General features: G+C 46.3%; 14 protein-coding genes. All 14 read right to left on the bottom strand.

What is annotated here, in order from left to right:
• Positions 1–5: 5 nt before the first annotated feature.
• The 14 genes from lpxC to rsmH all read right to left on the bottom strand — a co-directional run bounded on the left by lpxC (position 6) and on the right by rsmH (position 16,634).
• Entirely contained in the window at positions 6–923 is a 918-nt protein-coding gene (gene lpxC / locus AB4185_RS18455; RefSeq protein ID WP_010434751.1) for a UDP-3-O-acyl-N-acetylglucosamine deacetylase, read from the bottom strand.
• A 96-nt stretch (positions 924–1,019) separates the two neighbouring features.
• Positions 1,020–2,249, bottom strand: coding sequence for a cell division protein FtsZ (gene ftsZ / locus AB4185_RS18450; protein ID WP_017059291.1), 1,230 nt, complete (start codon positions 2,247–2,249; stop codon positions 1,020–1,022).
• A 31-nt stretch (positions 2,250–2,280) separates the two neighbouring features.
• Positions 2,281–3,549, bottom strand: coding sequence for a cell division protein FtsA (gene ftsA / locus AB4185_RS18445; protein WP_010434747.1), 1,269 nt, complete (start codon positions 3,547–3,549; stop codon positions 2,281–2,283).
• Complete coding sequence (locus tag AB4185_RS18440; protein ID WP_372050049.1) at positions 3,542–4,234, bottom strand: cell division protein FtsQ/DivIB; 693 nt, start codon at positions 4,232–4,234, stop codon at positions 3,542–3,544. Before AB4185_RS18440 ends, ftsA begins: the two co-directional genes overlap by 8 nt.
• Positions 4,235–4,512: 278 nt before the next feature.
• Entirely contained in the window at positions 4,513–5,973 is a 1,461-nt protein-coding gene (murC, locus tag AB4185_RS18435; protein ID WP_102428620.1) for a UDP-N-acetylmuramate--L-alanine ligase, read from the bottom strand.
• Between the two features lie 13 nt (positions 5,974–5,986).
• Complete coding sequence (gene murG / locus AB4185_RS18430) at positions 5,987–7,048, bottom strand: undecaprenyldiphospho-muramoylpentapeptide beta-N-acetylglucosaminyltransferase (protein WP_017062898.1); 1,062 nt, start codon at positions 7,046–7,048, stop codon at positions 5,987–5,989.
• Between the two features lie 12 nt (positions 7,049–7,060).
• Positions 7,061–8,257: a cell division protein FtsW gene (gene ftsW, locus AB4185_RS18425; RefSeq protein WP_065584711.1), complete on the bottom strand. Its 1,197-nt coding sequence runs from the start codon at positions 8,255–8,257 to the stop codon at positions 7,061–7,063.
• 22 nt (positions 8,258–8,279) lie between these two features.
• Positions 8,280–9,596, bottom strand: coding sequence for a UDP-N-acetylmuramoyl-L-alanine--D-glutamate ligase (gene murD / locus AB4185_RS18420; protein WP_372106023.1), 1,317 nt, complete (start codon positions 9,594–9,596; stop codon positions 8,280–8,282).
• A gap of 57 nt (positions 9,597–9,653) precedes the next feature.
• The gene (mraY, locus tag AB4185_RS18415; RefSeq protein ID WP_017059284.1) at positions 9,654–10,736 is read right to left on the bottom strand and encodes a phospho-N-acetylmuramoyl-pentapeptide-transferase; all 1,083 of its coding nucleotides are present in this window, start codon (positions 10,734–10,736) and stop codon (positions 9,654–9,656) included.
• Positions 10,733–12,106: a UDP-N-acetylmuramoyl-tripeptide--D-alanyl-D-alanine ligase gene (murF, locus tag AB4185_RS18410; RefSeq protein WP_102332771.1), complete on the bottom strand. Its 1,374-nt coding sequence runs from the start codon at positions 12,104–12,106 to the stop codon at positions 10,733–10,735. Before murF ends, mraY begins: the two co-directional genes overlap by 4 nt.
• Positions 12,106–13,590: a UDP-N-acetylmuramoyl-L-alanyl-D-glutamate--2,6-diaminopimelate ligase gene (gene murE / locus AB4185_RS18405; protein WP_102332770.1), complete on the bottom strand. Its 1,485-nt coding sequence runs from the start codon at positions 13,588–13,590 to the stop codon at positions 12,106–12,108. The genes murF and murE overlap by 1 nt, the downstream gene beginning before the upstream one ends.
• 18 nt (positions 13,591–13,608) lie before the next feature.
• A complete protein-coding gene (locus AB4185_RS18400; RefSeq protein ID WP_102332769.1) occupies positions 13,609–15,366 on the bottom strand; it encodes a penicillin-binding transpeptidase domain-containing protein in 1,758 nt (585 codons plus the stop codon).
• Positions 15,363–15,680 (bottom strand): cell division protein FtsL, encoded by a 318-nt coding sequence (gene ftsL / locus AB4185_RS18395; protein WP_048662657.1) that lies wholly within the window; start codon positions 15,678–15,680, stop codon positions 15,363–15,365. Before ftsL ends, AB4185_RS18400 begins: the two co-directional genes overlap by 4 nt.
• A 3-nt stretch (positions 15,681–15,683) precedes the next feature.
• Positions 15,684–16,634, bottom strand: coding sequence for a 16S rRNA (cytosine(1402)-N(4))-methyltransferase RsmH (gene rsmH, locus AB4185_RS18390; protein WP_017066240.1), 951 nt, complete (start codon positions 16,632–16,634; stop codon positions 15,684–15,686).
• Between the last annotated feature and the right edge of the window lie 3 nt (positions 16,635–16,637).

Below are 16,637 nucleotides of genomic sequence, written 5' to 3'. Positions count from 1 at the left end.
AACAATTACGCTAGAACCATTCCTGGCTCAGCAAATGCAACAGGAGAGCCTACTTCTTCTTCGAATGTTGCCCATTCCCAAGCTTCTGCGTCAGCAAGTACTGCACGTAGTAGTTGGTTGTTTAGGCCGTGACCTGATTTGTATGCACGGAACTCACCAATAATAGCGTGTCCACACATGTACAAGTCACCAATCGCGTCTAGTACTTTATGAGTTACGAACTCATTGTCAAAACGTAGACCTTCTTCATTAAGAATTCGGTATTCGTCCAGTACGATAGCATTATCAAAGCTACCGCCAAGTACTAGGTTTTGAGATTGTAGATACTCAATGTCGCGCATGAAGCCGAAAGTACGAGCGCGAGAAATTTCTTTCACAAAACCTTGTGAAGAGAAATCAAACAACAAACGTTGCTCATCAGATTCAATAGCTGGGTGGTTAAAGTCGATCTCAAAGTCCATACGGAAGCCGTTAAATGGAACAAATTCTGCCCACTTATCGCCATCTTCAAAACGGATAGGCTTTTTGATACGAATAAAACGCTTCGCTGCATTCAGTGTTTCTACACCCGCTTGCTGTAGCAAGTATACGAATGGGCTTGCGCTACCATCCATAATTGGGATCTCAGGTGCATCTACTTCAACAATAATGTTGTCGATGCCCATACCCGCTAAAGCTGCGTTAAGGTGTTCCACTGTAGAGATACGTACGCCTTCGTCATTAACAAGAGCTGTACATAGCATAGTGTCACGAACTGACGCTGGATCAGCTGGGAAATCTACAGGTGGATTTACATCTGTACGACGATAAACAATACCTGTATTTGCAGCTGCCGGGCGAAGAGTAAGTGTGACTTTACGACCAGAGTGGAGACCCACACCAGTTGTTTTCACAATTTCTTTCAGAGTACGTTGTCTGATCATCTGCTTGCCTCGTTATCAGTGCTACAAATCACGGTCAGTATTTACCGACCGCGAATTTTACCATTAATTCGACGATAGTCAAATTTTGGGTATTTGTTAATCAGCCTGACGTCGTAAGAATGCTGGAATATCTAAGTATCCACTCTCTTTCTCAGCCTTAGGTGCTGCACTTTGGCTAGCGCCTGTACCTGAAGAAACAGGTGACGTTGTTGGCTGCGGCTTAACTTGAGGTTTAACCTCAGTTTTTTCTTGCAATGGTTGTGCCACTTTCTCTTCCACTTTTGGTGCAGTTTGAGCCGCTACCTGTGGTTGAGGAGTTGGTGCAACCTTAGCTTTACCACCAGCAACTAATGTAATGTCTGGTTTTTTCTCTGTGCCGATACCTGTTGCTACAACAGTTACACGGATTTCATCCGTCATATCAGGGTCTAGAGAAGTACCAATCACAACTGTTGCGTTATCAGATGCGAATGCCTTAACTGTATTACCTACTGTTTCGAATTCATCTAGACGCATATCTAGGCCTGCTGTGATGTTCACAAGAACGCCACGTGCGCCAGCTAGGTCGATGTCTTCTAGTAGTGGGCTAGAAATTGCCGTTTCAGCAGCTTCTTCAGCACGGTCTTCACCTTTTGCGATACCGCTACCCATCATTGCATGACCCATCTCAGACATTACGGTGCGAACATCCGCGAAATCGACGTTAATCATACCAGGGCGAGTAATTAGCTCAGCGATACCTTGTACAGCGTTTTTAAGTACATCATTGGCACTTGCGAAAGCTTCTAGCAGAGTTACGCCGCGGCCAAGTACTTTAAGTAGCTTCTCATTTGGAATCGTAATTAAAGAATCCACATGTTTAGAAAGCTCTTCAATACCTTGCTCAGCAAACGCTAAACGTTTTTTGCCTTCAAAGCTAAATGGCTTAGTTACAACAGCAACCGTTAGCACACCCAACTCTTTCGCAACTTCAGCAATAACTGGAGCAGCACCTGTACCAGTACCACCGCCCATACCAGCTGCGATAAATACCATATCGGCGCCAGTTAGAACTTCTTTAATTCTTTCTCGATCTTCGAGAGCTGCATCACGGCCTACTTGTGGGTTTGCACCAGCGCCCAAACCTTTAGTGATATCACCACCAATTTGGATCACGCTGCTCACGCTTGTTTTACGAAGTGCTTGTGCATCAGTGTTAACACTGATGAATTCTACGCCTTCGATTGATTCACGTACCATGTGCTCAACAGCGTTACCGCCACCGCCACCAACTCCAACGACTTTAATTACTGCATCGTCAGACATTTCCATCATCGGTTCAAACATGTGTTATCTCCGTTTTTTCCTGCAACTCAGGTTAAAACTCTTTTTGTATCCAATTACGCAATTTGCCAAATAAACCAGACATAGAAGGTGCTGAACGCTTAGGTTCGCTGTAATCACCTTCGTCACTGATCTGACAATCTCTTGCGTAATGAAGTAAACCAACCGCCGTAGAATGATACGGCTCTTTAACATAGTCAGTTAAGCCACTAACTTCTAACGGCTTACCAACTCGAACTTGATTGCGGAAAACACGTTCCGCACACTCTACCAATCCGTCAATTTGTGCCGCTCCACCAGTGAGAACGACGCCAGCTGCAAGGTGGTGTTTAATACCTTCATCTCGTAGCTGTAATTGAACCGTATCAATAGTTTGGTTAACGAGACCCATAAGTTCAGTGTAACGTGGTTCAATCACTTCCGACAAAGTTTGTCGTTGCAAACTTCTCGATGGGCGACCACCAACACTTGGGACGTTAACAGAATCATCCTTGCTTACGAGTTCACTCAGAGCGCAACCATGGTTTACTTTTATCTCTTCAGCATCGCTCACTGGCGTGCCGAAAGCGAAGGCAATATCACTGGTTACTGCATTTCCTGCGTAGGAAAAGACTTCTGTGTGTCGAAGTGCGCCGCCAGTCCAAATGGAAATATCCATTGTACCCGCACCGATATCGACAACACATACTCCAAGCTCTCTCTCGTCTTCAGTAATTACCGCATTGCTTGAGGCAAGTCCTGAAAACACGATTTGTTCTACTGTGAGACCACATCGTTCAACAGCTTTAATAATGTTTCTCGCCATGTCGCTGTGGCAAGAAATTAGATGAACACTGACTTCCATTCGAACACCAGATAAACCAAGTGGATTCTTGATCCCCTCTTGATAATCGATGGTAAATTCTTGTGGAATCACGTGCAGAATTCTCTGCTCATCACCTATTTTAATTGATTTCGCGGTATGGATCGCTCGATCCATATCGTCTTGAGACACCTCTTCATCAGAAATAGTGCCCATGCCTTTTTCAATTCGGCTCGCGATATGTTTGCCCGATAGCGAGATAAACACATTGCTGATTTGGCATTCCGCCATCAACTCTGCTTGATCAATGGCTCGCTGAACTGACTTCACTACCGACTCTAGGTCGTTTACACCACCTTTATCCATACCTCTGGATGGGCTTTGCCCTGAACCAATGATATTGATTTGACCATCAGGCAATATTTCACCAACTAGAGCTGATATGGTCGCAGTGCCTATATCAAGACCAACGATTATGTTGTCATCTGCGGTCTTAGTCATCTGTGCTCTCTTCTAACTCTTGCTCTGGAAACCAACCTACAGCGGCTCCCGTATCATACCTGAGGTCGATGTAGCTCACTTGATTCGCTTTACTACCAAGTTCGTTGTAAAGCGAAATGAAGCGTTCAACACGCTCATCTAAAGAATCTTTACCTAGTTCTAAACGGATACCGTTATCTAGGATTATTTGCCAAGCGCGACGCTCATTGAGAACGAGCGAGGTAACGGTTAACCCTAGATTGTTAATCAAAGGAGTTATTTGTCGCCACTTTTCTATCACTTTTTGGCTGGTGCCGTCTGGGCCGTAAAGCTTGACTCTATCGCCCTTCAAAAGACCGATATCACCATTAAACACCTGACCATCGTCATTCAGCAGCATGTTACCGTTCCAGATTGCTGCCGCATGGTACTCAGTCAAAAATACTTTTATTGTGTCTGGCCACTGCTTACGAATGGACACCACTGAAACCCAAGGTAACGCTTCTAAACTGTCTTGCAACACACCGATGTCTTGCGACATGAACGTTCCAATATGCTCTAGCTCGCCAAAGGCATGTTGAACATCACCAGCAGTTACGTAAGTTAAGTCGCCTTGAAGTACTATTTTGGAGAGAGGCAATCGCTGATCGTCCCACATCCAAGTCAGTGTGGTATAGAAAAGAAATCCAATGAATAGCAGTACCATGACAAAAAAAGACCCGCCTACAGCGTGTTTCTTTAGCGATGGTAAACTGAATAGGTGGCGGTTTTCGCTAAAAGTACTTTCTACCAAAGCCCGCATTCCCTGTCGTTGGTTCGCAATTCTATTCCCTATCTTCGTAATAGAGGTAAAAGCACTTACTTTAACCTATGAATTATACTGAGCAAAATCAAACTATCAAACGTTGATAATAAGATTTTTGGTCAATTTTAGGTCAATCGCAAGAAGTGAGCGATCAACCACAGTCTGTATACAGTATTCTGCTACGCGTTTTGCATCTTATTAATGTCTAATTGTAGCGATTCAAGTTGCTTCGCTACACGACCAACATCACCAGCACCCTGTGTTAAAACAAGGTCTCCGCCTTGAATAACGTTGGCTAAAACCGACGGCAGCGTGTTGATATCAGCAACAAAGATGGGATCAATCTTACCACGCCCACGAATAGTTCGACTTAACGAGCGTCCGTCAGCCCCTGCAATAGGTTTCTCACCTGCAGAATAAACATCTAACAGAATAAGCACATCAACCTGCTCAAGAACGTTCGCGAAGTCATCATACAGATCGCGAGTGCGGCTATAACGGTGCGGTTGGAAGATCATCACAAGACGTTTATCAGTCCAACCACTTCGTGCAGCTTGAATGGTGACATCAACTTCGGTTGGGTGATGGCCGTAATCATCGACCAGCATTGCAACACCCTTACCCGTTTCATATTCACCAAGGTGATCGAAACGACGGCCAGTGCCTTCCGTTCCAGCCATCGCTTTTAGAATCGCTTCATCGCTGATGTCATCTTCCGTCGCAACCGCAATCGCCGCTGATGCGTTCAGTGCGTTATGGCGACCAGGAATGTTCAACGTAATATCGAGATTGGCTTTACCTTTACGAACAACCGTAAACTTGCCTTGCTGACCTTGTTGTACATAGTTTTCAATGCGGATATCAGCGTCTTCAGAGAAGCCGTAAGTAATCACTTGGCGGCTCACCTGAGGGATAAGTTCACGTACAACAGGATCATCTACACACATCACAGCCTGGCCGTAGAACGGCAGGTTGTGTAGGAAATCGATAAATGTCTGCTTTAGCGTTTCGAAATCGCCGCCGTAGGTATCCATATGATCCGCTTCAATGTTAGTTACGATACTAACCATAGGTTGCAGATGTAAAAATGAAGCATCACTCTCATCGGCTTCAGCGATAAGAATACGGCTTGAACCTAAACGTGCGTTAGTGCCAGCACTTTTAACCAAACCACCGTTTACGAAGGTGGGATCTAGGCCGGCTTCCGAGTAAATCTGTGTCACTAGCGCAGTCGTGGTTGTTTTACCGTGCGTACCTGCCACAGCAATACCGTGACGAAAACGCATCAGCTCAGCCAGCATTTCTGCACGACGAACGATCGGTGTGCGCGCTTCACGAGCTGCAATAATTTCTGGGTTTTCTTCGTTGATAGCGGTTGAAACAACCACCACACTTGCGTCGGCAACGTTACTCGCTTGGTGACCGATATAAACGGTCGCACCCTTGCTAACTAAACGATCAGTCACTGGGTTTTGAGCAATATCAGAACCCGTGATCTGGTAGCCTTCATTTAGCAAGACTTCAGCAATCCCGCTCATTCCGGCACCACCAATACCAATGAAGTGGATAGATTTAACACGGCGCATCTCTGGCACCATTGCACGGATTTGCGCTAAGTCTTGGGTATGTTCAATCGTCATCAATTCAATCTCATTATTTTGCTAAAGCTTTAATCGCTTCAGCGACGGTCACATCAGCATCAAGCTTGGCGGCTTGACGAGCTTTTGTTGCCATCATTTTTAATTCATTTCTATCAAGCTGCGCGATAGTGTTCGCTAGCTTATCAGCCGTTAGTTGAGGCTGTTCAATCATTAACGCTGCGCCACATTCAACTAAATGGTCGGCATTCAACGCTTGTTGTCTGTCTTTGTGCATAAACGGAACGAAGATAGAACCGACACCTGCCGCAGACACTTCTGATACGGTTAATGCACCTGAGCGACACACTAATAGATCTGCCCACTCATAAGCTTGCGCCACATCATCAATAAATTCAGTCACTTGAACATTACCAACAGAATGTGATTTGTATTGCTCAATAACTTGTTGTTGATTGTTCTTACCCGCTTGGTGCATCACAGTGAAGCCTTCACCAAGCTGCGCCATCGTTACTGGCAAGGTATCGTTTAGGATTTTTGCGCCCTGACTGCCGCCCATAACCAAGATGCGGATGTCACCATCACGCTCAGCCATGCGTTGCTCGGGTTCAGCTAAGGCAACCACATCTTCGCGTACTGGGTTACCCACCACTTCTGCAGTAGGAAACGCACCAGGGAAAGCTTGGAAAACCTTTTTAGCAATCTTAGACAGCCATTGGTTGGTTAAACCTGCCACTGCATTTTGTTCATGGAGAACCACTGGAATGCCAGACAACCATGCCGCGATACCACCCGGGCCACTCACGTAGCCACCCATACCAAGTACCACATCAGGCTGCCATGCTTTGATGTGTTGCCTTGCTTGAAGTATGGCATTAATAATCTGGAACGGCGCTTTAATTAACTTGCTAATGCCTTGACCACGCAGGCCTTTCACTTTGATGAAGTCGATTTCAATGCCATGCTTTGGCACTAAATCCGCTTCCATTCTGTCTGCTGTGCCTAACCAGCGAATTTCCCAACCTTGTTGCTGAAGCTTTTTCGCTACTGCTAACCCTGGGAAAACGTGACCGCCAGTACCACCAGCCATCACTAAAAGTTTTTTGTTTTGTTTCATCACGTTAGATTCTTATTCTACTAATTCGTTTTGACTATCAGCTTGTTCTTTTTGTTGCATTCGGCATTCGTGGTCAATGCGCAGCAGCATTGATACCGCCACAGACATAACAATTAAACTCGAACCACCATAACTGATTAGCGGTAGGGTTAGACCTTTGGTCGGAACGATGCCAGATGCAGCACCTACGTTAACAAGCGTCTGAAACGCAAACCAAATACCAATACCAAAAGCCAGATAGCCGCTGAACACTTGATCGTGTTCAAAGGCTTTTTTACCTATCAGAATGGCTTTTAACACCAAGCTGAAGATCAACATTAATACTAAGGTAACACCGACAAAGCCAAGCTCTTCAGCCAACACAGCAAATACAAAATCGGTATGCGCTTCTGGTAAGTATTCGAGTTTTTGAATCGAGTTACCAAGCCCTTGCCCCATCCAATCACCACGGCCAAACGCCATCAATGACTGAGTTAACTGGTAACCACTGCCGAACGGGTCGTTCCAAGGTTCCCAGAATGAGGTAACACGTCGAACACGATAAGGTTCTATAACAATCAAACCGACGACCGCGGCAATACCTGCCACCATCAAGGCGATAAACTGTGAAAGCTTGGCACCAGCAATGAATAGCATGCCGAACAGGGTCACTAGCATTACGACCACAGTACCTAAATCGGGCTGGCCTAGCAGCAGCACGGCAAAAGCGCCGAATACCATGATCGGTTTACCAAAACCACCGAAGAAGGTTTTTCTCACTTCATCTTGCTTCCGAACCAAGTAGCCCGCCATAAAGATAAACAGCGATAACTTGGCGACTTCAGCGGGTTGTAAGTTAAATAGCCCTAATGGGATCCAACGCGATGCGCCGTTAACCGACTTACCGACGGCTAATACCACAATCAGCAAGAAGAAGGACAAGCCCAGTAGATACATACTGTATTGAAACCAGCGTTGCATCGGGATTTGCAATATGACGCTAGAGACACCTAACGCCAATACAAGGAAGATGGCATGACGGAACATAAAGTGAAACGGCTGATCGGTTAAACGAGCACTGATGGGGAACGAAGCAGACGTCACCATCACCAAACCTGTCAGCATTAGCCCAAGAGCAATCCACACCAATTGACGATCGTAAAGCGCCTCGGGAGTAGCACGGTTTAGCCACTGCCAGATGGATTGATTAATCTCTTTGACTCTTTGCACTGAATGTTAGTCCTTCAACACGTTAAGCATACTCATGAGCAAGCTCAGTGAACGCATCACCTCTTGCCATGAAATTATTAAATTGATCGAAGCTTGCGCACGCCGGAGACAGCATCACCATATCTCCAGCCACCAGCTGTGGCGAGATAGATTCGATTATCTGCTGCATGGTATCGAACTTTTGTGCCGATGGGTGCAGAGGCATGAATTGATCTGCATCTTCACCGAAACAACACAGCTGAACACGCTCAAGTTGCGCCAATACTGGTTCAAGCTCACTAAAGTCAGCACCTTTACCAACGCCGCCAACCAAAAGATATAACGTACCTTGATACTCCAACCCAGACAGGGCTGCCAATGTGCTGGCTACATTCGTTGCTTTGGAGTCATTAACCCATTTGATTTCGCGCTTGTCAGCCACGACTTGGCAACGATGCGTCAAACCGTTATAGGCCTTCAAAGCATCAAGACTTTTGCTGTAGTCGATACCAACTTGCTTCAATAGTGCAAGTGAGACTAACGCATTCGCCACATTGTGACGTCCAACCAATGTTAAATCTTGGGTAGCAAGGACAGGTTTACCGTTGTCCATTAGCCATTCGGTACCATCAACTGTCGCGACACCAAACTCTTGATCGTCGAGTCCGAATGTTACTAATGACATGTTGTGGTCTGGATACGTCTCTTTGTCGTCGCGGTTAACAGTCGCACACTGCGCGTTATTAAAGATTCTTAACTTGGCCTCACGGTAATCAGCCATGCCTTGATAGCGATCCATATGATCTTCAGACAGATTTAAGAATGCCGCAGCGGCAAGTTTTAAATTCGATGTAGTTTCTAACTGAAAACTTGAAAGTTCAAGGACATATAAATCCGCATCAAGTTCTAGAAGGTCTAGGGCAGGAATGCCAATATTGCCGCCAACGCCAACATTAAGCCCAGCAGCCTTAGCAAGCACACCAGTCAGATCAGTCACGGTACTCTTACCGTTTGAACCAGTAATCGCCACAACAGGCTTATCTACAGCCCAACCAAACAGCTCGATGTCGCCAACGACAGGCGTACCCGCTTGAAGCACATCTTGAATTTCAGGTGTCGCTAAAGCAATGCCTGGGTTAGCAACCACCAGATCAGCCTCAGCTAGCCATTGGCTATTCCAGCTTCCAGAATGCAGCTCAACCGACTCAGGCAAAGATTCCTTTCCTGGTGGTAGCTCTCGCGTATCAATTACCTTTACGCAAGTATGGGGCTGATATTTTACGAGATGTTTAACGACAGAGAGCCCGGTAATACCGAGCCCCACAACCACTACATTTTGAATATTTTGCCAACGTTCCATTTAAACAAGATGCTCTTAATAGTTTTAAAGAGCCCCTATTCAGAGGCTCATACAGGATTAACGAACTTTCAGTGTCGCTAGGCCAACCAGTACTAATACCATTGAGATTATCCAAAAACGCACGATAACACGCGGCTCTGGCCAACCTTTAAGTTCATAGTGGTGGTGAATCGGTGCCATGCGGAAAATACGCTGACCACGCAATTTGTAAGAGCCCACCTGCAGAATCACTGACAGAGTCTCCATTACAAACACACCACCCATGATCACTAGTACCAACTCTTGACGAACGAGTACCGCAATCACACCTAACGCACCACCCAGTGCTAGAGAGCCAACATCGCCCATGAATACTTGTGCTGGGTAAGTGTTAAACCATAGGAAGCCAAGGCCTGCACCAACGATAGCAGTACATACCACCACCAGTTCAGAGGTGTATGGGATGTATGGAATGTGTAGGTATGCTGCAAAGTTAACGTTACCTGTCGCCCAAGCGATAACAGCAAAACCCGCAGCAACCATAACCGTTGGCATAATCGCCAAGCCATCTAGGCCATCAGTTAGGTTTACCGCGTTACTGGTACCCACAATAACAAAGTAAGTTAGAACAATGTACAGTAAACCAAGTTGTGGCATCACATCTTTAAAGAAAGGCACCACTAATTGTGTCGCAGCAGTGTCTTGCCCATGAGCATACAGAGCAAACGCCACAACCAATGCAATAGCCGATTGCCAGAAGTACTTCCAACGCGCAATCAAGCCATCAGTGTTCTTACGAACGACTTTACGATAATCATCAACAAAACCAACTGCACCGTAACCGCCTAGCACGACAAGTACGGCCCAAACGTAAGGGTTTGATAAGTCAGCCCAAAGTAAGACCGTAATGATGATCGCAGCAAGGATCATCACACCACCCATGGTTGGTGTACCACGCTTACTGAAGTGAGATTCTGGGCCGTCATTACGAACAACTTGGCCAATTTGCAGCATTTGCAGACGCTCAATTAAACGAGGTCCCATCCACAGCGACAGACATAAAGCCGTCAAAATGCTCGCGATTGCACGAAACGATAAGTATTCGAACAAACGGAAAAAAGAAAAGTGTGGCTGTAGTAGCTCTGCAAGCCAAATTATCATGAAAAGTTCTCCTTTAAAGCAGCGGCTATTTTACTCATTCCTGCACTATTGGCGCCTTTTACCAACAAGGTATGTGGCGCGTTTTCTGGCAAGCTCAAGTGCTGCTCTATGTGCGCGATCATCGCTTCATGCGTTGCAAAGTGAGTGCCGTTACACACTTCACTAATCACCTTGGTATCATCACCGTAAGTGAGTACATGCTCAAAAGCGAATGGGGCAGCATATTCACCGACTTGACGGTGAAGTGCAAGGCTTTCATCGCCTAACTCAGCCATATTGCCTAAAATCAACCAACGCTGACCTTTGAAGCTCGACAACAATTTAGCTGCAGCCTTCATTGCCGGTACACTGGCGTTGTAACTGTCATCTATCAGCTTGATATTCTGACTTAATTGTTGAACCTCAACTCGGCCTTTAACTGAGATAAGATTCGCTAAACCGCTTTTAATTTCTGCAAGCGTGGCACCGAATTGAATGCTCAGTGCTGCTGCGGCTAATGCGTTGGCTACATTGTGCTGACCAATAATGCCAAGTTCGACATCGATAGCGCCTTGCGGGGTCTGCATATCAAAGCAAGCTTCACCCTGCTCGTTGATGCGAATATTCGTCGAAAAGTAATCCGCCGTGTCATCACTTTCAGAAAAGGTCAGTACGTTTTTGTCTGCAAGCACATCTTTCCAGAAGTCACCACCATTGCTCTCTAGGTTAACAATAGCAGTATCACCAGCAGCAAGCCCCTGAAAAATTTCGCCTTTCGCTTGTTTAACACCATCAATTGAGCCAAAGCCCTCTAGATGCGCGGCAGCAACGTTATTCACTAAGGCCACCTGTGGTTTCACAAGCTGCGTGGTATAGGCAATTTCACCAATGTGGTTCGCGCCCAGTTCTATCACGGCATAGTCGTCATTGGGTTCACTGCGCAGCAAGGTTAGTGGTACTCCAATATCATTATTGAAGTTACCCGCTGTAAACAGCACTTTGCCACGTTGTTGTAGAATACTCGCGACCATCTCTTTGACGGTCGTTTTGCCACAGCTTCCTGTTATCGCCATGATTGGCACGTTACATTGTTTGTGGATCCAAGCACTTAGCTGACCTAAAGCAAGTTTAGTGTCTTCAACAACAACTTGAGTAATATTTAGGTCAAGTTTTCGTTGAACTAATAACGCACTCGCATTGGCCTCAACAGCCTGACCACAAAAATCATGCGCATCAAAACGTTCACCTACAAGAGCAACAAACAGTGCACCTTCTTCAACGGTGCGAGTATCGGTAGAAACCGCATTGATCAAACTATTGCTCGATTTGCCAGCCTCTATCAGCTGACCGTACACCGCTGAGCAGATCTGCTCGAGTGATACATCAATCATTATGAAATACCTAAAAGTTGTAGTGCTGACTCTCGATCCGAATAGTGGATCGTTTTGTCTTTCAATACTTGGTAATCCTCATGGCCTTTACCTGCCAGAAGAATAATGTCGTTATTACCCGCCTGCTCTAGAGCAAACTTAACCGCCTGAAAGCGATCGTGTTCAACAAAGGCGACTTCAGGCTCACTTAAACCTGCCAGCATGTCTTTAACAATCAATGCCGGGTCTTCACTGCGAGGGTTGTCATCTGAAATAATAATGTTATCGGCGAACTGCTCTGCGGTAACCGCCATCATAGGGCGCTTGCCTGTATCTCGATCACCACCGCAGCCAAAGATTGCCCATAGCTTTCCAGAGCAATGTACACGTAGTGCTGCCAATGCTTTCTCTAATGCGTCAGGTGTATGCGCGTAGTCGACAACCACTTTCGCTTTGTTCGGCACTTGGAACAATTCCATACGGCCAATCACAGGTTGCAATTGAGGTGCTGTGTCGATCAAGGTTTGCTTGTCGATGCCTAGTACAAGTAGGGTCGCGAAAGCAACCAATACATTTGATGCGTTGAACTGGCCAATTAAAGGAACAGACAGTTGTCCCTGCCCCCAGCTACCATCAAAAGCGAGTTTGATACCCGTCTCTGCATAAGCAACATCCGATGCCCATACTGACTGCTGGTAGCCCGATAACGGAAGCAATGACACAGCTACTGCATTGGACAGATCAGCCATCCAAGCTTTACCGACTTCATCATCAACATTAATCACAGCGTGCTTACACTTATGCTGAGTAAACAAGCTCTTCTTAGCCAGAGCGTACTCTTGCATCGTGCCGTGGTAATCCAAGTGGTCACGGCTCAAGTTAGTAAATACACCAGCCTCAAAATCCAATGCCTTAACTCGGCCTTGAACCAAACCATGAGACGAGATTTCCATCGCGGTATAAACAGCGTTTTCTTCAGCCAACTCACTCAGCGTACGTTGTATTTCAATCGCACTACCGGTCGTATTCGCCGCCGTTTTAAGGTTGTCTAGAAAACCGTTACCCGTGGTGCCCATTACCGCAGAGCGTTGGCCGACTAAATCTAGCCACTGAGCAATCAATTGGGTGATAGTGGTTTTGCCATTGGTGCCGGTAACACCAATCAGCTTAGTCGCCTGAGACGAGTAAACACGACCGGCCAACTCAGATAACACCAAGTTAAGGTCTTTAATGTAAACAACCGGAACAGCATCCAACCACTCAATCAGACCATGGGCCTTTTCAGCATCAGCTTGTGCGATAACGGCATTGGCTCCCTGTGAGACCGCTTTGTCAATGAAACGACGGCCATCAACAGCATGCCCAACTACAGCAACAAAAATATCGCCGTCTTTGATGGCACGACTATCCAACTCCAACTGTTCAACGGCAATCGCATCCAGCTCAGGTGAACTAAAGTCACTCCAAGGAGAAAGTAAAGATGACAGCGTGAGGCTATTACTCATATTGAATCCTGATTGGCTCTATTCTTGAAACTTGTTTTCATCAGCAGGGACATTCAGTATTTGCAATGCACCCTTCATGATTTCAGAAAAAACGGGGGCAGCAACTGAACCGCCATAGTAAAGGTCACCTTGAGGCTCATTGACCACAACAACCAGCGCGACTCTTGGGTCACTAACCGGGGCAAAACCTGCAGTAATCGCAATGTATTCGTCGCTGTATCCGCCAGCTTCAGCCTTACGAGAAGTACCCGTTTTTGCTGCAACTCGGTAACCAGGAACGGCCGCTCTTGTTGCTGTGCCGCCTTTTTGAGTCACCCCTTCGAGCATATTCAAAACCAGTTCAGCGTTCTCGCGCTTGATGATCTGCTTAGAAAAGTCTTGGTCGTTACTCTTAATAATATGAATCGGTTCATACATGCCTTTGTTGGCTAGCGTCGCATACGCATGGGCCAACTGCATCGGTGTAACAGACAAACCGTAACCGAATGATAGTGTTGCAATTTCAAACTTAGACCAGCGACGACGATTCGGGAAAATACCGCTCGTTTCACCGATTAAGTTCAGCCCAGACATTTCGCCCAGACCAACAGAACTGTACATCCCTAGCAGAGCTTCTAAAGGCATGTTAAGTGCCAACTTCGCCACACCGATGTTACTCGACTTCTTGAGGATCAGCGCTAAATCAGCCTTACCGACTTTAGACGAGTCTCGCACACGACTGCCACCGATCTGCATGATGCCGTTGCCAGTATCAATAACGATATCTGGATCAGCTGTACCGTTCTCTAGCGCTGCTAAAACCACAAAAGGTTTCACGGTAGAACCGGGCTCCATCGCATCGGTAAGTACGCGGTTACGCATCTTAAAGCTTTGTAAGTCAGCACGATTGTTTGGGTTATAAGAAGGCGCATTAACCATCGCCAACACAGCGCCGGTTTTTACATCCAACAAAATCGCTGAGCCAGAAGTCGCCTTATGATCGGCCACCGCCTGTTTAATCGCTCGGTAGGCGATCGCTTGTAATCGTTGATCGATCGTTAGCTCGAGTGGTTTGCCTTCTTCACGCTCTTCTAAAGCAATGTTTTCAACAACACGTCCGTAGCGGTCTTTACGAATCGTACGTTTACCTGCTTCACCCGTGAGCCACTTATCGTAGCTGCGCTCGACACCTTCTAGGCCGCGTCCATCAATTCCGGTCACACCAATAAGATGCGCGCTGACTTCACCGGCTGGGTAATAACGACGTGATTCTGCTTTAAGACCAATACCCACCAGCTTTAAGTCGCGGATGTATTTCGCCATTGCTGGGCTAACTTGTCTTTGTAGGTAGATAAAACGACGAGATTTGTCGCTGGAGATCTTGTTGATCATCGATTGTCGATCTAAGCCAAGTACATCAGCTAGCGCATACCAACGATCAATTTGGGCCATGCCATTTTTATCGAAGATGGTTTTCGGGTCAGCCCATACCGCTTCAACAGGAACACTGACAGCAAGTGGCTCACCATTGCGATCAGAAATAATGCCACGAGCAGAAGGAATAGCCTTAACACGCACCGAACGAAGGTCGCCCTGACGAATTAAGTTATCTGGTTCAATGATTTGTATATAAGCCACACGACCAACAAGTGCAGCAAAGGCAAGAAACACGAAAGCAATAACGACGTTAAAACGCCATTTTATCAGAACTGGATCCGAATCCTTTTCGCTCTTCACACGCTTTTTCGTTGATTTATTAACGGTTTTCGCGGGTGATTTTTCCTTTTTACCGGTCATTTCAGTGTGATCACAACTTCTTTATCAGAGTCTGGACGTTTCATGTCTAACTCTCGTTTTGCCGATGCTTGAACGCGACTGTGTTCAGCCAAAGCTGTCTCTTCAAGCATTAAATTTCGCCACTCATCATCTAGCTGCTCTCGTTCGACTAATGCCATGTCTTTTTGCGTAATCGCCTGACGTGACATATGTGTCGTAAGAACGACCCCCATCGCGCTCGCGAAGATACAGATAAGCAGCACCAATGGGACTTTACCCACGGAGATCAAATCAAAAAATATTATCTTGGCTAAGTTAGGTTTGGAGGTCTTCATTGACTATAGCTTTTCTGCGATTCGTAATACTGAGCTACGCGAACGAGTATTCTCATCCACTTCATCTTTAGAAGGCTTGATCGCTTTACCAACAGGCTTAAGATCAGCACTGCCTAGCGCTTTGATCTGCTCTTCTGTTAGTGGCAGGCCATGTGGTACTTGCGGACCTTGGCTCTCTTTACGGATAAAGCGCTTCACCATGCGGTCTTCAAGAGAGTGAAAGCTAATAACAGACAAACGGCCTTCAGGAGCAAGAATGCTTGCTGCGCCTTTCAGGGCTGTATCGATCTCTTCAAGTTCACTGTTGATGTAGATACGGAAGGCTTGGAAAGCACGTGTTGCTGGGTGCTTTTTCTCTTTGAAGCTTTTTGGAGCTACATCCGAGATAAGCTTAGCCAACTGACCAGTGCGCGTTAGAGGTTCGTTCTCTTCATTCTCTTGATAAGCGATGATGCCTTTCGCGATACGACGAGCGTGTTTGTCTTCACCGAACTCACGGATAACCCATGTGATGTCATCAAGATCGGCTTCAACTAACCACTGAGAGACAGGAATACCGGTTGTTGGGTCCATACGCATATCAAGCGGACCGTCTTTCATGAAGCTAAAGCCACGCTCAGCGTCATCTAGCTGTGGTGAAGAAACACCTAGATCCAGTAACACACCATCCACTTGACCGACTAAGTCATAACGCTCCGCATATTCAGCCATACCTGAGAACGGGCCGTGAATAATCGTAAAACGAGGGTCATCAATCTTTTGCGCTTCTGCAATCGCTTGTGGATCGCGGTCAATACTAAAGAGTCGTCCATTCTCGCCCAGTTTAGACAGGATTGTACGGCTGTGACCACCACGGCCAAAAGTACCATCGATGTAGGTACCGTCAGGTTTGATCGCAAGTCCGTCAATAGATTCGTTAAGCAATACTGAAATATGTTTGAATGCTTCTGTCATAGT

Source organism: Vibrio sp. 10N.286.48.F5 (assembly GCF_041469785.1).
Taxonomy (GTDB): Bacteria; Pseudomonadota; Gammaproteobacteria; order Enterobacterales; family Vibrionaceae; genus Vibrio; species Vibrio crassostreae_C.
Note: the sequence above shows the minus strand (reverse complement) of the source record. Positions and strands in the feature narration are given on the sequence as shown.